Below are 23,423 nucleotides of genomic sequence, written 5' to 3' on the forward strand. Positions count from 1 at the left end.
TAGAAAAAGAATGAATATTAAACAACTTTTTACGAAAGATATCGCTCGCCCTATCAATGGCGTTGTTAAAGCAGATCAAACCGAAAATGAAACCGTCTTTGTCGAACTTGATGAATACGTCATCACGAATGAACTAAAAGAGCATATAGAGAACTTTTTTAAATTTTATATGCCCTCTGTGTACGACCCAGAACAAGCTGCGATCACTGGCAAATCAGGGATTTGGGTTTCTGGCTTTTTCGGTAGCGGTAAATCGCACTTCATCAAGATCCTGTCATACCTTTTGAAAAATGTGTCAGCTACTGATGGAATAACGACTCGCACAGCGTTTGATTTTTTCTCTGAAAAATTGAAGGACGATGCATTCCTAGTTGGTGACATTGAAAAAGCGATCCAGAAAGACAACAAAGTTATCTTATTCAATATTGATAGCCGAGCCGACACTGATGACAAAGAAGATGCGATTCTTAAGGTCTTCCTAAAAGTATTCAATGAAGAAATGGGCTACTCAGGCGATCATGCGCATATTGCCCACTTGGAGCGAGAACTGGATTCTCGTGGGCAGTTTGAAGGCTTTCAAACTGCCTTTGAGTCAATCACAGGTGAAAGCTGGCTAGAACAACGGGATTCCTATGATTTCTACCGTGATGACATGGCAGAAGCACTGGCACAGGTTACGGGTCAATCATTAGATTCCACTAAGCTGTGGGTCGAGAAAATTGAAGAAAACTTCCCTCTGGATATTGCCAATTTCTGTAAGTGGGTAAAAGAATACCTTGATGGGAATCGCGATCGCCGCTTGCTCTTCTTCGTCGATGAAATCGGTCAGTTTATTGGTAAAAACACCCAGATGATGCTCAAACTACAAACTATCACCGAGAATCTCGGAACAATTTGTGGTGGTCGCGCTTGGGTGATAGTGACTTCTCAAGCCGATATCGACTCCATTGTTGGCGGTATGCAAGGCTCAAAAAGCCAGGATTTTTCCAAAATCCAAGGTCGATTTGAACGTATTTCCCTTTCTAGTTCCAACACAAATGAAGTCATCGAAAAGCGTCTACTCAGTAAAACAGAGGAAGCTAAAAGTCACCTGTCTGAACTTTATGATGCCAAAGGCGATATCATTCGTAGCCAGTTGAGTTTTGAACAAAGCAATGCGGCTGAAATGGCGAACTATCAAAGTAGCGATGATTTCATCAATACCTATCCATTCGTGCCGTACCAATACAACTTGGTACAAAAGATCTTCACAGGCATCAGCCGTGCTGGTGCTTCAGGGCAACACATGAGTCGTGGTGAACGTTCGTTGATTGACGCCTTCCAAATCGCCTCAAAAGAGTTTGCCGATAAAAACGTGGGTCGCTTGATCCCTATTCACAGTTTTTATCACTCCATTAAGAAGTTTCTTGATGATGCTGTCGTGCGTGACATTAATCATGCCGCAGACAAAACTTCCATTGATGAATTTGCAGTTCAAGTTCTGCAAACCTTATTTATGATCCGTTACGTCGATGAAGTGAAATCCAATATTGATAACTTGGTAACCCTTTGCATCAGCGAAATTGATCAGGATAAACGCGCGTTGCGACTGGCTATTGAGGCTCGTCTCGAGGTACTGGAACGTAACAACTTAATTGCTCGACAAAACGATGAATACATTTTCCTGACTAATGAGGAAAAAGAGATCGAAGAAGCGATTAAGAAGACCGATATCGAACCTTCAGATGAGACAACCGAACTGAGTAACATCATCTTTAACGAGATATTGCGTCGCAACAACAACTTCCGTTACCCAGAGAACAAGCAAGATTTTCCAGTGGCTCGTTTTTGTAACGGTGTTCCTTTTGATCGCAATTTAGACAGTGATATTTTGCTGAAAGTCGTTTCACCTATCGACAACAGTTACGACGAATACAACGACGCTACCTGTGCAAACTTTTCATCAGATTGCATTCTTGTCAAACTGAATGATAACCCTCGCCTATTCGATGATCTTCGTACTTATATTAAGACGGAAAAATTCATTCGCAAAAGCAGTAGCGCCTCAGGCTCAAGTCAAGAACAGATCCGCCGCGATAAAGCCAACGAGAACATGAATCGTCGCAAGCGATTAGTCGGAGATCTCGAAGAACTAATCAAAGAGTCTGATTTTTACACGCTTGGCTCTGGCTTTGATGCAAAAGGTAGCTCACTTGCTGTCATGCTAGAGGGAGCCTACCGCTACATCATTGAAAATACTTTCGGTAAGCTCAAACTGATCAAACCATTCCCTGGAAACATCCTAAGTGAAATCCAGCAAACTTTAGCCGCTGGCGATACGGCACAGATTGGCCTCGACTTAGCAGGTGAAGAAGCCAATCCACTCGCAGTTCTTGAAATAGAACAGCACGTTTCATTAAGTGACGACCATGGTTACGCGGTCACAGCGGCCGATATCATCAAGAAGTTCTCAAAGCGCCCTTATGGTTGGAACACCGATGAGATCATCCTAATATTGGCACGTCTTGGTCTTGCCAATAAACTTGTGTTTCAGGCTAACCAACAGGAAGTCCCGTTAAAAGGCTTATATGAACATCTAAGTAAGTCTCAAAAAAGAGCGAACCTGCGTATTCGCCGTATCAAGCAACAATCTGAAGCTAATCTGAAAAAAGCAGCGAAGCTGTATAAAGACCTTAGCTTTGGCACCGCTCCTAGCGCCGAAAAAGAGTTATTTAACTCAGCAGTTGAAAAGTTAAATCAATGGCTGACTAAACTGAGACGATTCAAATCGATGTCATCGACTGGCCATTACCCTGGTGGTAACGAGATCGATGATGGCGTTATGTTGTTATCAGGCTTAACGGAAATCAAAACCAGCTTCCAGTTCGTTGATGAATTCATCGCTAAAACCAACGACCTGCTCGATTTTGAAGAAGAGTATGAGTTACTGGAAAACTTCTACGAAACTCAGTTTACAAGTTGGCAAGGGCTAGAGCGTGCTTTAAATATCACCTTCTCCGCGAACCGTGCGTTCCTTGAAAAGAATGCGGAGGCAATGACTGCACTTGATAAACTTACTGCTATTTATCACAACGCATCACCGTATCGAGATATTCGTAATATTCAACCTCTAGTTGAGACGCTGACCTCAATCAATAACCAACTGATTGAAAAACAGCAAAGTTACACTATCAAAAAGCTCGAACAGCGTATTGATGAAGTTAAAGAACTGATTGAAAACGCTGGAGCAAGTGCAGAGATCAGCAATAGAGTATTATTGCCATTCCAGAATGCAATTAAACGCGTACAACGTGAAAACAGCGTTTCGCAGATTAAGCACGAGCTTATTGAAGCGGATGATTGGTTTAACGATGCGGAAAAGGTAGTGAACGACTACATTCTTCAGCAGCAAGCGCTAGCGGAAAAAACGAAAGAAGCACAATCTTCAAATTCAGAAGCCACCGCCTCACCATCATCAACGAGTCAATCTTCTGCGAACTATGGTTCATCGACGACAGAAGCAATGCCTGTCCGCGAAAAGGCGCCCAAGGCAAAGCCTACTCAAGCAATTGATGCGATGGAAGTCTACAGAGAAGTCTCTGAGTCGACTTATATGGAAACCGTCGAAGATGTTGAAAATTACCTGAAGGCGCTGCGCGATAAACTGGTCACTCTCGTTGAGAGTAACCATAAAGTACGCATTAAATAGCAGTGAAAAACAACAACCATTGAATTTCTGCCTGAGCGCAAGCTCAGGCTAAACCATCGAGTTATATAAATGAATACCAACAAACTCAAAGCTTATGCCCCGAAAGCCCGTTTGGCTTTTATGGATGCAGTGAAAAAACGCGCTGCCGTACTCGGCATCTACGAAAATAAAATCAGTGAAGCCACGACACAAGGAACGGATACCCTTATCGAAGGACGTATCTTTACACGCAAGCAAGGTCAACAACGTCTGCAGTTAGTGAGACGCATCGAAGCGCTTGGTGGTGGTAAAGATGGCTACAACCAATTTATTAACGAAATGGCGTTTACCTGGTTTAACCGTTTTACGGCCATTCGTTTCATGGAAGTGAATGGCTATCTTGACCATGGCTTCCGTATGCTGAGTAAAGAAGTAGATGCGGAGTTTGGCCAAGGCTTTGAAATCTTAGCTCATGCCGCTGATGTGGCAGAGGATTTGGGATTAAATAAATCCGACATCGTAGAAATGCTATTAGCTGGCGACAAAGAAGAAGAGCTGTATCGTGAATTATTGCTCGCTCAATGCCACCAGCTCAGCAAAATCATGCCATTTATGTTCGAGAAACTCGATGATGCCACTGAGTTGCTACTACCAGATAACCTGACTAAAACCGACTCAATTCTAAAAGAGCTGGTTAATGACGTACCTGAAGATAATTGGCGTGAAATTGAAGTCATTGGCTGGCTGTACCAGTTCTACATTTCCGATCACAAAGATGCGGTTATAGGTAAAGTTGTAAAAAAAGAAGATATTCCAGCTGCAACACAGCTTTTTACTCCAAATTGGATTGTAAAATATTTGGTTCAAAACTCACTTGGTCGCCAGTGGCTAGCCACCTACCCTGACTCTGAGCTGAAAGACAAAATGGAATACTACATCACACCAGCCGAGCAAAGTGATGAAGTAATTGAACAACTAAAAGCGATCACGCCGACTAGTATCGATCCAGAGCAAATTAAAGTCCTCGACCCAGCTTGTGGTAGTGGTCACATCTTGGTTGAAGTTTATGAAGTGCTGCGTGAGATTTACCTAGAGCGTGGTTACCGATTACGTGAAATTCCAGAGCTAATCCTAACTAAGAATCTTTATGGTTTAGATATCGATGATCGTGCTGCGCAAATGGCCGCTTTCGCTGTACTAATGAAGGCTCGCGAAGATGATCGCCGAATCTTCAGTCGCGTTGAAGATAACCACATTCAACTTAATATTCACGCAATCCAGTCAACAGAACACTTAGATATCAATCAGCTCTGGCATGATTTAGATCTGGATGGAAACAAGCAAACTGGCTCAATGGAAGACTTGTTTGCAGAGCAATCAAATTTCATAGAAACGTCTACCGAGAACCAGCAATATTTGGATTTACTATTCTATCTAAAAGACCAATTCATTGACGGTAAAAATTTAGGCTCCCTCATCAATATTGACAGTCGATACTTAGTAGGATTGGAAGCCTTTAAAGCTTTACTGGAGCATAAATCTAATGATTCAAACCCTGCCGTTCGTGATGCTTGTGCGGTCATTACTCCTATTATTGTACAAGCACAGCTGATAGGAAATAAATATGACGCTTGCATAGCGAACCCGCCTTACATGGGTTCTAAAGGTATGAATGCCGCTTTGAAAAATTTTGCTAAGCACTTCTATCCAAATTCCAAGTCAGATCTATTTGCAATGTTCATTGAACGTGGTTTCAATTGGCTAGTTCCTAATGGCTTTAATTCTATGGTCACGATGCAATCTTGGATGTTTCTATCTAGCTACGAAAAAATGCGTGAAGAACTACTCAATAGTTCAACTTTAGATTCAATGGTTCATATGGATAATGGCGTGATGAAAATTGCTTTTGGCACATGTGCAACCATATTTAGAAACTATCATCTAGCAAGATACAGCGGTTCGTTTTCTTATTGTACAAGCAAAGATATCAATAAAAATGGTGTACCTTCCGAATTCCCATCAAAGAATAAAAGACTAAAAAGCTGTACGGTCGATAATTTGAAAAACATCCCGACCAGTCCTATTGCATATTGGGCATCAAACTCTGTTCATCGCGCTTTCAAGGAAAATAAAAAGTTAGCCCAGTTAGCAAGCATTGGGAAAGGACTTGATACAGGAGATAATGATAGATTTCTTCGCCTCTGGCACGAAGTAGATCGACAATCAAAGAAATGGGTTCCTTGTCAAAAAGGAGGCCCCTATAGAAAATGGTATGGAAACAATGATTTTGTCATAAACTGGGGCAACGATGGACATGAGCTTAAATCTTTCAAAGGTTCTAACCTAAGGAATGCACAAAATTATTTTAAAAGTGGTATTTCATGGACTAGGATATCTAGTGGTAATACCGCTTTTCGTAGTTTCCCCGAAGGACAAATTTTTGAATCAACAGGTCCATGTGTATTTCCAACCAATACTTCTGATACAAGGTTCATCTCTGGTCTACTCAATAGCAAAGTAACAGCTCACTTTTTAGAATATATTGCACCAACAATGGACTTTCAGAGTGGTCATGTATCCCTCTTACCCATAATAGATAGTACGTTCCGAAGTAGTATTTCAGAACTAGTCAAGGAAATTGAAGGCATACATAAAGACGACTGGGACTCTCGAGAAACTTCTTATGATTTCAAGTGTAATCATTTTCCAACTAATCACTTAAAAATTAAAGAAACTTTTATTGAGAGTTCTAACTATTGGACTTCCCAAGTTAACAAATGCCTCAGTTTAGAAACAAAACTAAATGAAATCTTGATAAAAGAATATGATCTAGATAAAGAAATAAGCTCAGATATACAGCTTGAACGTATAACACTATTTAACAATCCCATGTACAACTTTTCTGACAGCCATAAAGCTAGTTTGCTCAATCGAGTTTCGTTCAGCCAGCGACTTATTAGCAATTACATAGGAATAGTAATGGGGCGCTACTCCCTAGATCGCGAAGGTTTGATCTATGCACACGCTGGCAACCACGGCTTCAAAGAACTCGTTGCTGAAGGCGCGTACAACACCTTCCCTGCTGATGACGATGGAATCATTCCATTGGCGGCCGAAGACTGGTTATTCGATGATGATGCAACTAGCCGCTTCCGTGATTTCGTAAAAACGGTCTGGGGTGAAGAACATCTACAAGAAAACCTCGACTTTGTAGCAGAAAGCTTGTGCTTAGATGCGATCAAGCCAAAGAAAAACGAAAGCTCGATGGAGACGATTCGTCGTTACTTCTCTACGCAATTCTACAAAGACCATTTGAAAACGTATAAAAAGCGCCCTATTTACTGGCTATTTAGCTCAGGTAAAGAAAAGGCATTTGAATGCTTGGTTTACTTGCATCGTTATAACGAAAGTACCCTTGCCCGTATGCGTACTGAGTATGTCACTCCACTGATGGGTAAGCTGGAAACTCAGCACTCGGTCTTAACGGAAAGCTGCACAAACGCGAGTAGTACAGAGCAGCGACGTATTGATAAAGAGTTGAAATCAATCGAAAAGAAACAGTCCGAACTCCGTGCCTTCGATGAAGAGTTGAAGCACTTAGCAGAAATGAAGATTTCTATAGACCTAGATGACGGCGTAAAAGTTAACTACGGCAAATTCGGCAACCTACTCGCTGACGTCAAAGCGATTCATGGTAAAAAACCAGAAGAAATAAAATAGTAAATTAAGCACAGCTTTCGAGCTGTGCTTTTTTAATGTCAGAAAATAAACAGTATCTAAAAGTGTGGTTGGCTAGTATGAAAGCAACAGAAAATAGATTATTCAAATTTTTACAAAAATCGGCTCAATTCATCATTCCTATCTATCAGCGCCAATACAGTTGGACTGAAGGACAATGTGCTCAACTCTGGAAGGATATTATTCGAGCTGGTACCACGAACTTAGAAGCTCATTTTATTGGTTCTGTGGTTTATGTTGAACGTGGCCTTTATAGTCACAGTGACGTCCCACAACTACTTGTTATCGATGGGCAGCAACGGCTTACATCAACCACACTTCTGATCTCCGCCTTAGTTAACGAACTTAAAACTCGCCAGGCCTCACAAGATGAGGCCATTATCGATGGCACCAATCATAGAAAGCTACAAAAATACTATCTATGCAATGACGTTGAAGAAGGTGACTTATTCTATAAACTTCTATTAACTAAAGCCGATGATCCACAACTTAGAAATGTTGTTAATGGAGAAAAAATTGAAGATGCCGAGTCTTCCTCGCGCGTCGTAAAAAATTATCTATTTTTTACTGAAAAACTGAATCGATGTACTAATGAACAACTAGGAGAAGTATACCAAGGACTTCAAAAGCTACTCATTGTAGATATCGCACTCGACCGAGAACGTGATAACCCTCAGTTAATCTTCGAAAGCTTAAACTCCACAGGGCTTGACTTAAGCCAAGCCGATCTCATTAGAAACTATGTTTTGATGGGACTGGATCGTAAACAACAAGAGCTATTGTACGAGAAATACTGGTATCCAATGGAGCAAGACTTTGGTAACGGTGAATACAGCTGGTTATTTAATCAATTTATGCGGGACTACTTGACATTAAAAACCAATAAACCACCTCGTTTAGGCGATGTTTATGAAGCGTTTAAAAAATATGTAGGCAGTAGCGATATTGATATTGAAGAAGTGGTTTCCGACGTTCGTAAGCATGCCAAATTCTATATTTCCTTTGCACTTGAGAAAGAAAAAGAACCAACATTGCAGGAAGCCTTTCAAGATTTGAATGCCTATAAAGTAGACGTCTCCTATCCTTTGATACTCGAGCTATATCATGATTACGATAGTGAGATTTTATCATTACATGAATTTATTGAATGTGTCAGATTAGTTGAGAGCTACGTCTTTAGACGTTATGTATGTGATATTCCTACCAACTCACTTAACAAGACATTTGCTGGCTTTGCTCGCACATTACGTAAAGAGCGCTATCTGGAAAGTTTCAAAGCAGAGTTGATGAAACTTACGTCATATCGTCGATTCCCTTCAGACTCTGAATTTAGTCGATCTTTACAATACAAAGATATGTATAACGTGAGAAGCCGAGCTTATTGGTTAAGACGCTTAGAAAACTTTGGTAAAAAAGAACGCATAAGTGTTGAAAATTATACCATTGAGCATGTTCTCCCTCAGAACAAAAATTTGTCTCAAAAGTGGCAGGAGGCCCTAGGTTCTGAATGGAAGGTCATTCAAGAAGAAGTCGTGCATACCATCGGCAACCTTACTCTCACTGGATACAACTCTGAGTTAAGTGATAAGTTTTACACGGATAAGCGCGATATGGAGGGCGGCTTTGCAAACAGTCCTCTGACGTTAAACCAAAGCTTAAGAGATCACGCTACTTGGAACAAAGATAAGATATTGAGCCGTTCAGCCCTACTAGCAAACAACATGCAAAAAGTATGGCGCTATCCCGACCTTGACGAAACAACATTTCAATCTTATCAATCTATCGAAACAGAGCGAACAGGCTACACCTTGGAAGACCATCCATACATAGCTATCGGTGCATCTAAAGATCTTTATCAGGCATTTAGAAAAGAAGTGTTAGCGTTGGATGAAAACGTAAAAGAAGAGTTCTTGAAACTTTATGTCGCATTCAAGCTCGACACAAATTTCGTTGATGTGGTCCCTCAAGCATCAGGCCTACGTATTTCGCTTAATTGTAAGTTCACAGACATCCATGATCCAAAAGGACTTTGTCGTGATGTCACTAATCTAGGACGGTGGGGAAATGGAGATGTTGAACTTCGAGTTAACTCGATAACAGACATCCCGTACGCCATCCAATTAATCCGACAAGTCGTCGATATGCAGATCGAAGGCTAGACACTTAATAATTTGTGCCAAGGTTATTAAATTGAATAAAGAAGAAATATTAATCTCTATCGAAGCCGCTGACTCAATTGTTGATGTTAACGCCATTCTTACGAAATGCATGGCAGATAAATCGATTCAAAGCGTTATTAAAGATAGCAATCTTATTAGAGTTATTGAGGTCATTATCGATTTGGGTACTGAGGATGATGACCCCCTCTCTATCGACAGACTTCGTGCCGCCGCCAGTTTAGGGAGATTGGCGGCCGTATCGAGATCAAGACAAAGCGAGGTATTCGCCCAACTATCAGAAGTTCTTATTGACGAACCATGTGATATTGAAAACTTAAACGATGGCGATGAAAAGCATTATGCAGCTCAAGCATTAAACCATATAAATGCAGACTGGGTTTCTGAATACGCTTTCAGACAAAGCACTCTCACAGATACATCTGAAAATGCTCGACGAGCATTAATACAACTAGCACTTCAACGTTGTGGAAGCCTATCTTCTGCCTGGCAATCTTCTAGCGATTCGTTAATGTACTTAGCAACCGTCGAAAACGTCGATGCACGAATGAAGCGAGCAAGACGTATTAGCCGAGCTTGGTCAGAAGTGGTGAAAGACTGGTATAAGGATATTGGTTCAGAGGGTGGCTTGGCGCTAGCGAATTGGCTACGAGCAATATTAAATCATTCATCTCCTTCAGTAGAGCACGATGTCCTGATTGATATTGTCGATGATGCTTTTGCAATGTTAATAAGAATGATTGAAATCCGATTTTCACACGCTCTACTGTCTAGTAGCTATCAAGTGTTAGAAGTTGCTCGCAACAGTTTAAGTAGTAGTGCTTGGAGCGAACTGAATCGCGACTCAATAATGTTGCCAAGAATCAAAACCAACCTTAAAGAAGCAGCTCTGGTTTTAGCACGTCAAAACCGTACAGATAATGCCATTTTGAAACTACTCTCAAAAGCCTACTATTCTAAAGCACAAGTAATCCCTGCCCTTAAAGCTCATTTCGATGATTCCAAAGAGTTAGATCCAGACGTTAAAGAATGGTGGTTACAAGGTGGTAAGCAAACCAGTAGTGAACGTGAAGTGACACACAATATCGGCAATTCTGAAGACCAACAAATCGGCTCTCTGCTCATACAGGTGGAAACCAGTCAAACGGTCATGGAAAAGCTCCAAAGAGCAGTTGTTCCATTCCTTGAAATATCAGATCCACCACTCGCTTCTACTGTTAAAAAAGCGTCTAGTGGTTTTATTGATATGTCGAGGATAGCAAGACAACTAGCACGGATGCGTAAGCTCACTCACACAAATATGTTGGGTCAAATTGTTGAATATAACCCAAGACAACATGAGATGCTTGGTGGCCACAAGTATGGTGTACGTAAAGTACGCGTAGTACGCGATGGTATACAAAAAGAGTTTGGTGGAAAAATCAAGACTCTCGTGAAGCCATGGGTAGAGGTGATATCAGATGAAAATAAGTAAATCTACACAAACCACTATTCTACTGACAAACTTGTTAGATAGGTTTAAGCCTGTTGCAAACGGCGGCTATACCCTTTCTGGTGAACTGACTGAAAGAGAGATGGACGCTCTTAAATTTGCGTTGAATCAATTGTCTGCTGGTGAAGCGTCTCCAGAGGCTTCGATAACGGATGGCACAGCAAGCAAAACTGAACATCTACCTAGCCTACCTGAATCTAACTCAGAAGAAACCTCTGACTTCAGTCATAGAAAAAACGAACAAACTGGGCTAGAGAAGCAAGTTGCTCCATCAGTATTACCGTCTACAGATAAAAAAGATAATCAACATATTGATTATACTGCTTTAAACACTAGTATTTTTGATTTACCCCTTGGACACTCAAATTCGAGAGTTTGTTTAGACTTCGGTACGGCCATGTCCAAGGCAACCTTAGTTCACGAAGATGAACACGATGACGAAATCGAAGATATTGAAGTTATAACGCTTGGTATTCCTGGTGATCAGGAAGAAATAAGTGAAAATATGCTCATCTCTTCAGTGTTTATTGATGATGAAGGGTCCGTTTGGTTTGGCAAAGCGGCCGTCGAGATGTCTCGTATTCAAACTGGTATTGAGAAAAGACAACGTATCGATAACATAAAAAGATACCTCTCTGAAGAGGGCTTAAGTGAACGAGTTCCAAAATTATTCAACCCTACAAACACTGAATTATCTTTTGAAGACATGGTATTAGCTTACCTTGCTTATTTCACATGGACAATGAACGAAGCGATTTCTCCAATGGGGTACAATCGAAATATTTCAAGAAGATATGCGATGCCGTGTCTTGACCGATTTAAGCACACGTACGTTTCCGATAGATTGAAACTTCTTCTTGGTCAAGCGCAAGTTTTGGCTGACACCTTCGCAACTCAGTTCAACGATGGTATCCATTTAGATAACTTTGTAAATGCGATAAAGCAAGTGCGTGAATTACCAAATGAATATTTATTTGTTAAAGAAAACGTGACGGAGCCACTTGGAGTAGCAGGTTCCCTAATAAGTTGGCGCGACAACGTAAACTCGTTGGTAATGGTTGTTGATGTGGGGGCAGGTACAAGTGATTTTAGCTTATACCGCATAAAATATGACCAGAAGAAGCAGCAGAGTATCGCCCTTGAAGTGAAAGGAGCAAGCCGTGGTATCACCGAGGCTGGTAATTACCTAGATAAATTGCTCCAGGGGATGATCTTAAAACAAGCGAATATTAACTACGAGAACCCGTTATACGCAAACACTGTTGGTGCGTTGAGCTTGAGTTTGCGTGAATACAAAGAATCTCTCTTCAAAGATGGGTTTGTGAATGCAACATTATTTAATGGTGAAGTTATTGAAGTTTCACTTGACGAGTTTTTATCGTTACCTCAGGTCGCTGCATTCTCTACTTCGCTTAAAGAGTGTATGCAAAATATCTTAAATGAGATAGATCCTAGCTTCGTCAAAGGTGCTCCTATGGGTATTTTAGCTATCGCACTAACAGGAGGTGGAGCTGAATTACCTATGGTTAAAGAGCTTGCAATAGGCCAAATTCAAGCTCATGGTACAACTTTAAAATTAGTCCAAACAGACCCTTTTCCTAAATGGTTGGAGCTTGATTACCCCGAACTAGAACAAGAATATTCTCGAATAGCGGTATCACTTGGTGGTGCTCGTAAGCGCATTCTCTTTGCTTCAGGTCCTGCGACGGTCACGTGTGACCCTGTTGGGGAGTACAGTTTAGAAATGTACTAAAGGCTCATTACAATGGGGGCAGAATTTTAGAATGCGACCTCAATACGTGTTGATACTAAAAACGGTTGTGGAATGATATAATTCTGCCATTTTTGTATAAGCAACATAGCCCTATCGGAATCCACAATGAACATAGACCAAATATCTCAGGGCCTTTTAAACAAATTTGAACATAGCCGTTTGGTATTTTGGCAAGATACCGACAAAGAGTTCATTGATCAGCTTGATGAGCTTTCTATTGACGGCATTGAGATCATCCATTTAGATGATAAGTCCCACTTCGAAGTAAAGACACGTGTCGAGCTACTTGAACCAGCCACCCGATTTGTTCTGTACAGTAACACTGAAACCAACAAACCTGAACGTGATTGGTTATATGACATTCGCCTATACTCCGAGGATTTCTATGCTGACTCAAGCTCAATGATCCTGAATGAGATCGGCATGAGAATGGAGTTTCGTCAGATTATTTCCCATTACCGCGCCTTTTTTACAGCTAAGGTTCGCCGTGAACGCCTCAAGAAGTTGCTGCCTCATAGTGCAAATAAGGAAGAGCTGGAACTAGCACTACTAGCAGCGACACTTAAAGTTGAGTCTCCAACCTTCCCTACTATCTTGAACCATCTGTTATTAAAGCTTGCAGATGGCATCGATGTTAATACTATTTTCAGTGATCTAGAAAAGTACAACTTGGTTGATACTTTCTGGCGCTTTGCTTTCGATGTGATGGGGTATCAAGTTGAAAAATTTGATGATACAGAGCAAATTCAACCTCATCTAAACGATTTGGTGACCAAACTTCTATTCACAGAGTGCTACCAGTCTTTACTTAATAGTGGAATCAACGGCAATCACGAGGTCTTTGCAAGGTTCAAGCAGCACCTGTTACCAATCAACTTAGATGAATCAGGTAAACGCGACTATGCCGAGCGAAGAACATTTAACTCATCTAAACGAGCGACAGCGATCAGTTTTATTAAGGGTATGCGAGAAAATCGAAATTTATCAAACGCATATAACACCCTTGCAAAACAAGTAGAGCAAGAATTCGAGATAAAGCACATCTTGTCGATGGTTAAGTCCCCTACGCACCTTCATCGTGTCGATACTTTTGAATATGCAGAGCAACATTTTATTATCTTACTCGCTCAACAATTGAGCGACCTCGATCAAATTGAAGTCGATTCGTTGATCTCTCATCGCTTAACGACACATTGGACTCATCATCAACCAAATTACGCAGCTATCTTAAAAGCAATTCGAGCTGCCAAACAGTTTTATGCGTTAAAGCAGCAGTATATTGATGGCTTTAACTTTTCGTCTGCCAAAGAAATGTACCGAGCGTATGAAACTGACTTGTATAAGTTCGATTCTGCATACCGACGTTTCTGTGAGCATGCTTTAAAAGTCGCTCATAATGGCTCTGATATATTGAAAAAAACAGGGTTGGTTTCTGATATCGAAACACTCTATGTGGACTGGTACTTACACGACCTAGCGATCGCTTGGGGTAAACTCGTCGATGAAGAGTCTCTGTTAGAGAACTGGAAGATTGCAGGCGTACCAAACCAACATGAGTTTTATAGACGACAAGTCGAAGGCATTTTTAATACAACACAAGTCAAAAAAGTATTTGTCATTATCTCTGATGCACTTCGTTATGAGGTTGCCCATGCGATAAGTGACCAAATTAATAATGAAAAGCGCTTTCATTCCGAAATTAAGTCTCAACTTGGTGTCGTACCTTCCTATACTCAGCTTGGTATGGCTTCTTTGCTACCACACAATGAAATCTCTACACACATCAACTCAACGGTCGAATACAAAGTCGATGGTATCAGTGCTCGTGGTACAGACAATCGAAATAAGATTTTGGCTAAGCGCAATGGGATCGCATTTAAAGCCTCAGAAGTGCTGAACTGGACTAATGAGGAAGGCAGAGAAAAAGTTCACGATGCTAGAGTGATCTATATCTACCACAATGAAATTGACAAGGTTGGAGATAAAGGTGAATCAGAGCATCAAACGTTTGAAGCCTGTGCGACAGCTATCAGTGAAATCAAGCAGTTAATTGAACGTATCATCAATCGCTTAAATGGTAGTCGTGTGTTAGTTACCGCTGATCATGGTTTTATTTTTAAATCCAGCGATGTTGTCGATTCAGATAGAACGGCTTTAACCGTCAAACCAAAAGGCGCTGTTGAAGCTAAAAAGCGCTACATCATTGGCGAAAACCTCCCAAAGGACAGCTTCTATTGGCACGGTAAGATGACCAACACAGCGAGTTTAACTGAAAACTCGGAATGCAGTGACGGTGAATTTATTGTTCCCCGTGGATCAAATAGATTTAATTTCGTTGGTGGGGCAAAGTTTATTCACGGTGGTATTATGCCACAAGAAATTTGTGTTCCAGTCATCCAAGTCAAAGAACTAACTACAAATAAATTGCAGTCACGATACGCCAAAGAGCGAGTACCTGTTGTTCCGCTTTCAAACCCTATCCGTCTTGTCTCTATGGCAGATAAAATAGAGCTTTTCCAGGCTGCTGCTGTTGGCGAAAAATATACGGCTCGTGAGCTAGAGATTTGGATTGCTGATCCTAATGGCCAACCCGTATCCCACAAGCAGAAAGTGATGTTTGATGCGACCTCTGAAAAGCAAGATGATAGAAAGCGAAATGTCGTGATCATGCTCAACGGTACGGGATTTGATCGCACCGTATCTTATAAGTTAATGATGAAAGACATCAGCGATCCGACTAAGACACAAGAGCTACAACCTCACTCTGTCACGATCGATATCGCGATAGAAGATGACTTCTTTTAAGGCGTTAGGAACCCTGTATGACAGAAAATTATAATCAACAAGAGCCTATTGACGTCCCTAATCAGGCAGATGAAATCCAACATGTCAGAGATGTCGATCTGGATGAGTTGATGACGACTCAATTCAAAGGAAGAATTGTACGTAAAGACCTGACCAAACAACTCAAGGAAGGAGCCAATGTTCCTGTCTATGTCCTCGAGTACCTGTTAGGGATGTATTGCTCGACTGATGATGATGAGTTGATAGAAGCTGGCTTAGGTCGAGTAAAACAAATTCTGACTGATAACTATGTTCGCCCAGACGAAGCTGAAAAGGTCAAATCACTGATCCGAGAAAAAGGCACACATAAAGTTATTGATAAAGTCACTGTAAAGCTTAATCAGAAAAAAGACGTATACGAGGCGAGCCTATCGAATTTAGGTATCAAGGACGCGGTGATCTCTGCCAATGTTGTTAAAGAGAATGAAAAGCTGCTGACAGGCGGTATTTGGTGCATCATTACTCTAAGCTACTTCTATGAGGAAGGCCAAAAAACGTCACCATTTTCTGTTGTTGGCTTAAAAGCAATTCAGATGCCTTCAATGAACATGCAAGAAGTGTTTGACGCTCGACGTAACTTCACTATGGATCAATGGCTAGATATGCTATTACGCTCAATTGGTATGGAACCTGCCAATCTGGAGCAGCGTGCTAAGTGGCATATCTTAGCCAGAATGATACCGTTCGTTGAAAATAACTATAACGTCTGCGAGCTAGGCCCTCGTGGTACAGGTAAGTCTCACGTTTATAAAGAATGTTCCCCGAACTCTTTATTGGTATCAGGCGGTCAAACCACCGTCGCTAACCTTTTCTATAACATGTCAAGCCGCCAAGTCGGTTTGGTTGGCATGTGGGATATTGTCGCTTTTGATGAAGTCGCTGGTATCCGATTTAAAGACAAAGATGGCGTGCAGATAATGAAAGACTACATGGCTTCAGGTTCATTTAGCCGTGGTCGTGATTCTATTGAAGCGAAGGCTTCAATGGTCTTTGTTGGTAATATTGATCAAAGTGTCGAAACACTGGTTAAAACGAGTCATCTACTTGCCCCATTCCCTCCAGAGATGATTGACTCAGCATTTTTTGACCGTTTCCACGCTTATATTCCTGGCTGGGAAATTCCTAAAATGCGCCCAGAGTTTTTCACAAACCGTTTTGGTTTGATCACTGATTACCTTGCTGAATACATGCGCGAAATGCGCAAACATGCATTTGCTGATGCTATCGACAAATTCTTCAAGCTAGGAAACAATCTCAATCAGCGAGATGTTATCGCCGTTCGCCGTACTACATCTGGACTACTAAAACTTTTAGTGCCACACGGCGAGTACTCTAAAGAAGATGTACGGATTTGCTTGACCTATGCACTCGAGGTTCGCCGCCGAGTCAAAGAGCAGCTCAAAAAAATTGGGGGAATGGAGTTCTTCGATGTTAACTTCTCTTACATTGATAATGAAACGCTCGAAGAGTTCTTTGTCAACGTTCCAGAACAAGGCGGGTCTAAAATCATCCCTCCAGGTAGACCCAATGCGGGAGTCGTTCATTTCGTTAGCCCTGGCACTGCGGGTAAACTTGGTGTCTTCCGTATTGAAACTCAAAAAACAGCAGGTAACGGTAAACTAACGACATCAGGGCTTGGTTCGGATACAGAAGCAAAAGAGCAAGTCAAAGTCGGTTTCGAGTATTTCAAAGGAAACCTATCACGAATAGCAGCAAACAATCAGTATTCGGAACATGAGTTCCATTTGCATTTTGTTGACCTCCAGATGTCTGGTCACTCGCATAGTTCTAGCCTAGCCGCTTTGATTGCTAACTGCTCTGCTCTACTTGGAAAACCGATGCAAGAATCAATGGTGGTTTTGGGGTCAATGACCCTAGGAGGCGTATTGCATCCAGTTCAGGACTTGGCAGGTTCAATGCAAGTTGCTCTCGAAGCTGGCGCAAGCAAGATTCTCATTCCTATGGCATCTGCTACAGATATTCCGACGGTGCCTGCTGAAACATTTACCAAGTTTCAAGTTAGCTTTTACGGTGACCCTGTAGATGCTGTTTACAAGGCTCTCGGGGTTAGTTGATATTTGTTTATGAGGTATTAAAGCGGCTTTATGCCGCTTTAATACAATTATGCTACTCAGTATTTATCATTTAGTCTTATATAAACTTCGCTTGCACTGACTCACTGTCAACCTCGGAATTCACCTGTTCATTAATGTAAATATTTAATGGCAAACCTGAAAGAATGCAACAAATCTCACAACAACTCTCCTACACCAATACCCTTGCACCTGGTACGTAACCGCCCGCTTTAGCTATCCTACGTTTTAATTCGAGGTGGTTATCAATAGGTAGTCCACACCACTTTCTGACATCTTCAATGATAGAGAATAACTTCAGTGAATTGATGTTCTCGACTACGACTAACAAGTCATTCTCATCCACATCCGTTAGCCAATTGAGTTCATTCATATGTACGGCCCCATCACCGTATTTTTCAGCATCTGGATAAGAACAAATCTGGTACTCATGAGAAAGATGAATCAGCAGGTGATAGTTCATGTCTTCACTTAGGTACAGTTCACATCGTACCGATTGCCATAAATCATGTTTGATGCATTTATTGTTTGGATAGCGACTGCCATCGCCAAAACGCTCGATAATCGGTTGATTAACAGGTTTGGGGTTGTTCGAGTTTTCGATTAGTAATACTTTCTCTCCTGTCATGACGACCTCTTCAACATCAACGACAGGATTTAGGTTAAAAGACTCCTCGGTAGCTAGTAAAAATGTCGGACATTGCTTAACAAGCATCCACAGTTGGTATATCAAGTGGAAGACATCTTTATCCTCAACTAACACAGAGCTGTTGAACACAGGCATCTTAAGACAGGAATCCTCATTCTGATTTTTTAACCAGTGATGATATCTTTGGAAGGTATCTTCTAAGTCATCATCACGAATCATTTCATCTATATCTGACAAGCGAATAGTTTCAATATAGTTACCATTCTCATCTTCTATTGGAATACACTTACTTAATAAATTGGCCTGATTTTCATGATCTTGGAAAAAGCGAATGAGTTCCCGCAAGTAGCGATTTTCCATTAACTCATCAAACGACGCGACAAAGGTGTCTACGCTGTTAAAGCATAAAGCATGCTCAAAACGTCCAGACTCACGACGCGGCGCTCCGCAAAAGTCGATAATTGATTGCCTTTCAGATGGCGACAAAAGTCTTTTGGCCGTTTTCATCTCACTTATGCGAGACTCTTCTATACAGAGTACATTTGACATATCTTTCTGCGTTTTACCCTGACTCTTAAAGTAGCTGATAGCGTGGTTTATCCACAATATGGTATCTCGTTTCTTGCTCATAAGTTCTCCTTAAGTATTGATTTATAGACTATAGAATACCCAATGAGATGTAATTACTTATTTATCGTAATTTATCGTAATAAATTACGAATCAATAAATACAGAGCATTTTGCACTGGGAGGTAATACCTAAAACCGAGTTACAATGCTGGACTGAAACTACTAAGTATCCTCTAACTATCAGATCTGTTATTTCGAATGATGTAGGATTTTGTAAAATTGGTATGGAACTGGTTGACTTAGTGGGTGACCAACATGAGCAGTCCGAATTCTTTAATCTGGGTCACGAATGGCCCAAAATTAATAGATGTTTAAACCAAAGATTTGGGAGTGACACCGTATTTATAGCGGCACAAGGGATATCTCAGAAGTGGTCAATGCGGCGTCAGATGTTGATGCCGCAATATACGACCCGCAGGGTCGATTTACCGAAGATCAGGTGTTAGCTATCAAACACTCAACAAATCGATGTCAGGATACACTAATCTATTGAGTTTCTTTTCAGCTTTACAATAAATCTGATCAGTAAATTTTTGCGTATTGAGGATCTTTGCGTCTGCGGCTATCGCTTCACCGCGATACACGTTGATCAATTTCCACACGGTTTTACCGCGTTCAACTTCAACAAAAGTTGCATATGGTATGCTTTGATATGAACTCGCAACTTTTGTATAAACTGTAACCAATACTTGAATACCTACCTGATCCTTTTTAAATAGATAAGTATCTAAAGTCTCTTGCACTTCGTTAAGTATTTTATAGACGCCTTCACTGGTTAATTCTCTAGCACTTGTACGCTTTTGCACTGACTCGAGTGCTTTGTCTAACCCATTAATTTTTATTGAACTCATTGTGACATCTCCATTGCAGGTGAAGACATCAATGCAGGATTTAACTTCTCAAACTGTTTACTCATTCGAGCAATGACAGCATCAGGTACACCATGAATATTTTGGTATTTCCCATTTATCTCAATGACTTCGAATGATACATTCATCTCATCCGCAAGTGATTTGTAAAATGACATTTCCCAGTTTTTTACGAATGTGTTTGCAACCACGACGTCAAATCCTGCACGAAGTAAGCGCTTCGTTTCGAGTTGACACCAGGCATGAGCATTTTTGATTAGAGCGGGGTCGAATTGGTAGGTATCGTTGCTATCGATAAAAAATTGGTCAGCTTCGACTAAGACAGCATTGAGAGTTTTTGCGTATGTAGACTTTCCAGAGCCTGGTAATCCACGCACAAGAGTAAGTGTTTGCTTGGCCATTTTGGCGTTTCCTTTTATTAAAAAATAATCCCCTCCTCTCACCGATAAGGTGATGAATTCTTTGATATTGTTTAATTTATTTAACTCAATCTTATACAAATTGAGATAGAGAGTGTTCGAGCTTATTAAAACGTATAAAAAGCTATTCGTCAACAATTTATTTCAATAAAAACAAAGGGTTATCATTTACTTTTGCCGCTTTTTATATCTAATAAAAACAAAGAGTCGGTTTTACCCCTTATCAGGGGTAGATGACAAGCTACCCTCTATAAGGGGTAAAAATGGTCGGAATTTACTATGAATCAAACATCGATTGATGCACTGCGAAAGCAGTGCTGATTGCGAGCAGCTAACTTCGTAGATGTATATGCAGACTAAGGCAAACTTTATGTTGTTCCTGTGTTTTCTTTACTTAAAGCTGTTGCTAGTAACACTTCTAAGTACACCTGTTTGAATTCGATTGACGTATGCTTATATAGTGCAACTAACTAAATACTAGATGGCTACACAGGTTATGGGACACAGAAAAATCGCAGTACTTATTGATTCCGAAAATACTCCCCACTCAAAGTTGAGCCTGATCATTGAAGAATTATCTAGCTTTGGACAAATAATCGTTAAAAGGGCATACGGCGACTTCTCTTCTGAACATTTGAAAAATTGGAAACAGCCGTTAAATGAACTAGCAATTCAAGCAAAGCAACAGTTTGCGTATACGTCTGGAAAAAATTCGACAGATTCGTTAATGATTATTGATGCAATGGATCTATTATATACCCACAGATTTGATTCTTTTGCTTTAATTTCCAGTGACAGTGACTTCACTAGCCTTGCCACAAGGTTAAGAGAATCAGAAATACACGTCATTGGTGTTGGAAAAGCGATGACACCGACTGCGTTTAAAAATGCTTGTGATGACTTTGTAGCGATAGAGAACCTAAACCCTGATGTTGAGATTAAAGAAGTACAATCTAGCTCAGCTCAAGACGCAGAACGTGAACTCTGGCGATTAATGCACCAAGCATGGCAAAATTATAGAGATGAGACTGGTTGGGCTAAACTAGGGGAAGTCGGCAAATATTTAAAGAGATTGAAGCCAGATTTTGACCCTAGGAACTACGAATTAAAGAAACTGTCTGACTTTTTTGATAGGTATCCGACCCGCTATAGAGTCCGTAATAATAAGCGGTCTGGTATGGAATTTCAGCTGATCACAAAGGCAAGCAAATAGAAATAGCTTTCCATTTTGCCTTTTGGGCGATTTAGTAACTTTATGGCGTTAGAAATTGCCAAATGCGGCTACGGCCGCAAAGAACAAGTAACCAGTCACTCTTGTGGGTCAGAACTGATTCTCTCAGGAAGCGCTGCACATATCTCTAAATTTAGTTCGACAAAGTGGTCCCAAGCATACTGTTTTGAAAACCGAGACAGATACTGTAATTCAACCCGACAAATATCTGGCCTATCTTCATAGATAGAACAGAGCTTTGTATCTAAATCGAGATGCGTACAGCACCCATCTCCCCTATCAAGAAATTTCGTTTCATCAGAGAGATGGACGTTAGAACAGCATTTACCACATTGATAGCAAGGGAATGAGTAGTTCATCAGAATTTAAATGAATCCTCTGAGCACATCATTTGATCAAACTCTTCAAAAGATTTATATGGTAAAACAGAGCCAAATTGATCACTTATCGTATTCAATGCTTCTAAACATTGATTTGGTTCCCAATTATTCATTCCCAGATCAAAGGAATCAAATGCAGACATGAATAATTGCTTTCTTAATTCAAAATGCTGATCAAGTTGCTGCTGAAGTGCTATACGATTTTGTCGAATTTGAGGAACAGCTGCAAGGCAAAGGGCTTGTATCTGACGTCTTCTCTCTTTTGCAATTTTCACTAATTGACTATCACCGAGAGCTACTAGACCTGATTGATGGATCAAATTGCCAATCATATATCCGACGCCAGCCCCGACAATGGAACCAACGACTGGGATAGGAATCATCACTTGGCCAAGGGCACCATAATAGAATGACGCTGAACTGGTTATTGCGGTATGTGTAATTTCATCGCTAAGTTGCTCTAACTCTATGTCTCCTTTTAGGTAACTAATCATCGACTTACTAGAACTAATAACCCCTGATGCAATTGCGACTGGGGCATTGCTTCTTGCTAACGCTTTTGACACACCAGCACCTAAAAAATGCGTGGCCGAGTGTGTTATACCTTTACTTAATGCTGTTACTGTATAACCAGTCGCATAACCTTTTGCTGTCGATATTGCAATATTTACTGTTGCTTCTCCTAGCTCACGCTCACCGTTATAAACTTGATAAAACTCTGTCACGCTACTGGTCGCCCCACTCAATGCTGCGCCTATGTTACCAGCCCTTTTCCCTGACTCATGCATATCAACAAAGGCAGCTTCCAGTTTAGATTGATTAGCGATGACTTCTGCAACATTGGCATCGGTGGCCTTTAGCGCCTCATCATAAGTTGTGCCAGCAGATCTTACATTTCCATACTCAAGTGATTCCGTCAGGTTTCTATAAGTTTGCTCGTAGTCTTCGGCCTTAAGGGTTCCTGCTTCAATCCTCTTCTCAAGCAATTCTTTAATTTTTTCAACTTGGTCTTGAGGTGCCAATCTTTGCATTTCTTGGTATTTTTCATTGGACAATGCGAATGCACTGCGTGCAGCACTGTTACAGGATTTTGCTTGTACTTCCCTCAAGGTCTCCTTGCCGTTGGAAATGATGATGTCAACAGGATCTGTTGGAAAGCCCATACTTGCTGTAGTCTTGGCGAAAAGTTCACTATCTTTTTTTAGTGCATCCAAGTTAAATTTTATGACTTCAAGCTGTTCGAACATATGGCCTTGAGCCTTATCAGCAGCGACATTCTTCCATTTTTGAGCAAGTTCAACTAGATGCTCACTATCTTCAAAAATATTGAATGTTCTCTCTGTAAACCTCTTTGTAGCAGTGTCTGCTGTGTATCCACCCAGAATGGACACAAAATCATCTTGTTTTTTCATGATTGGGAAGCCTTGGATTTAACAACTAGGAAGGCTTTACTGCCTTCC

At 40.9% G+C, this 23,423-nt stretch carries 14 protein-coding genes; 9 read left to right on the forward strand and 5 right to left on the reverse strand.

Translation table 11 applies throughout. The annotated features are described in order from the left end of the window. Nucleotides 1-10 precede the first annotated feature (10 nt). The 7 genes from brxC (at nucleotide 11) to brxL (ending at nucleotide 17,767) form a co-directional block, all read left to right on the forward strand. On the forward strand, nucleotides 11-3,688 hold the full coding sequence (gene brxC, locus ViNHUV68_RS19325) for a BREX system P-loop protein BrxC (RefSeq protein ID WP_391090771.1): 3,678 nt from the start codon (nucleotides 11-13) through the stop codon (nucleotides 3,686-3,688). Nucleotides 3,689-3,757: 69 nt separating this feature from the next. After that, entirely contained in the window at nucleotides 3,758-7,387 is a 3,630-nt protein-coding gene (pglX, locus tag ViNHUV68_RS19330; RefSeq protein WP_391090773.1) for a BREX-1 system adenine-specific DNA-methyltransferase PglX, read from the forward strand. A 77-nt stretch (nucleotides 7,388-7,464) separates the two neighbouring features. Then, nucleotides 7,465-9,564, forward strand: coding sequence for a DUF262 domain-containing protein (locus tag ViNHUV68_RS19335; RefSeq protein WP_391090775.1), 2,100 nt, complete (start codon nucleotides 7,465-7,467; stop codon nucleotides 9,562-9,564). Nucleotides 9,565-9,595: 31 nt separating this feature from the next. Continuing rightward, nucleotides 9,596-11,056 carry a hypothetical protein gene (locus ViNHUV68_RS19340; RefSeq protein ID WP_391090777.1) on the forward strand — a complete coding sequence of 487 codons (1,461 nt, stop codon included), beginning with the start codon at nucleotides 9,596-9,598 and terminating at the stop codon, nucleotides 11,054-11,056. Next, nucleotides 11,043-12,827: a hypothetical protein gene (locus ViNHUV68_RS19345; protein WP_391090779.1), complete on the forward strand. Its 1,785-nt coding sequence runs from the start codon at nucleotides 11,043-11,045 to the stop codon at nucleotides 12,825-12,827. The genes ViNHUV68_RS19340 and ViNHUV68_RS19345 overlap by 14 nt, the downstream gene beginning before the upstream one ends. Before the next feature lie 126 nt (nucleotides 12,828-12,953). Further along, nucleotides 12,954-15,653: a BREX-1 system phosphatase PglZ type A gene (gene pglZ, locus ViNHUV68_RS19350; protein WP_391090781.1), complete on the forward strand. Its 2,700-nt coding sequence runs from the start codon at nucleotides 12,954-12,956 to the stop codon at nucleotides 15,651-15,653. 74 nt (nucleotides 15,654-15,727) lie between these two features. Next, on the forward strand, nucleotides 15,728-17,767 hold the full coding sequence (gene brxL / locus ViNHUV68_RS19355; protein ID WP_391091873.1) for a protease Lon-related BREX system protein BrxL: 2,040 nt from the start codon (nucleotides 15,728-15,730) through the stop codon (nucleotides 17,765-17,767). A 190-nt stretch (nucleotides 17,768-17,957) separates the two neighbouring features. Here brxL and ViNHUV68_RS19360 read toward each other — a convergent pair whose 3' ends face one another. After that, nucleotides 17,958-19,064 (reverse strand): hypothetical protein, encoded by a 1,107-nt coding sequence (locus ViNHUV68_RS19360; RefSeq protein WP_178326685.1) that lies wholly within the window; start codon nucleotides 19,062-19,064, stop codon nucleotides 17,958-17,960. Nucleotides 19,065-19,288: 224 nt separating this feature from the next. Here ViNHUV68_RS19360 and ViNHUV68_RS19365 point away from each other — a divergent pair, with 224 nt between their 5' ends. Continuing rightward, on the forward strand, nucleotides 19,289-19,510 hold the full coding sequence (locus tag ViNHUV68_RS19365) for a DUF4113 domain-containing protein (RefSeq protein WP_158108827.1): 222 nt from the start codon (nucleotides 19,289-19,291) through the stop codon (nucleotides 19,508-19,510). Nucleotides 19,511-19,513: 3 nt separating this feature from the next. Here the strand turns inward: ViNHUV68_RS19365 and ViNHUV68_RS19370 are convergent, their stop codons facing one another. Further along, complete coding sequence (locus ViNHUV68_RS19370) at nucleotides 19,514-19,915, reverse strand: hypothetical protein (RefSeq protein ID WP_005376161.1); 402 nt, start codon at nucleotides 19,913-19,915, stop codon at nucleotides 19,514-19,516. After that, nucleotides 19,912-20,334: an ATP-binding protein gene (locus tag ViNHUV68_RS19375; RefSeq protein WP_005376160.1), complete on the reverse strand. Its 423-nt coding sequence runs from the start codon at nucleotides 20,332-20,334 to the stop codon at nucleotides 19,912-19,914. The genes ViNHUV68_RS19370 and ViNHUV68_RS19375 overlap by 4 nt, the downstream gene beginning before the upstream one ends. Nucleotides 20,335-20,848: 514 nt before the next feature. On the opposite strand from ViNHUV68_RS19375, the gene ViNHUV68_RS19380 reads away from it, so the two are divergent. Beyond that, entirely contained in the window at nucleotides 20,849-21,565 is a 717-nt protein-coding gene (locus tag ViNHUV68_RS19380; protein ID WP_029866016.1) for an NYN domain-containing protein, read from the forward strand. A gap of 95 nt (nucleotides 21,566-21,660) precedes the next feature. Here the strand turns inward: ViNHUV68_RS19380 and ViNHUV68_RS19385 are convergent, their stop codons facing one another. Both ViNHUV68_RS19385 and ViNHUV68_RS19390 read right to left on the reverse strand, forming a co-directional pair. Then, nucleotides 21,661-21,942, reverse strand: coding sequence for a YkgJ family cysteine cluster protein (locus tag ViNHUV68_RS19385; RefSeq protein ID WP_080253446.1), 282 nt, complete (start codon nucleotides 21,940-21,942; stop codon nucleotides 21,661-21,663). Continuing rightward, on the reverse strand, nucleotides 21,942-23,375 hold the full coding sequence (locus ViNHUV68_RS19390; protein ID WP_208892830.1) for a hypothetical protein: 1,434 nt from the start codon (nucleotides 23,373-23,375) through the stop codon (nucleotides 21,942-21,944). Before ViNHUV68_RS19390 ends, ViNHUV68_RS19385 begins: the two co-directional genes overlap by 1 nt. Nucleotides 23,376-23,423: the final 48 nt, after the last annotated feature.

It is taken from the genome of Vibrio sp. NH-UV-68, assembly GCF_042940635.1.
Taxonomy (GTDB): domain Bacteria; phylum Pseudomonadota; class Gammaproteobacteria; order Enterobacterales; family Vibrionaceae; genus Vibrio; species Vibrio pacinii.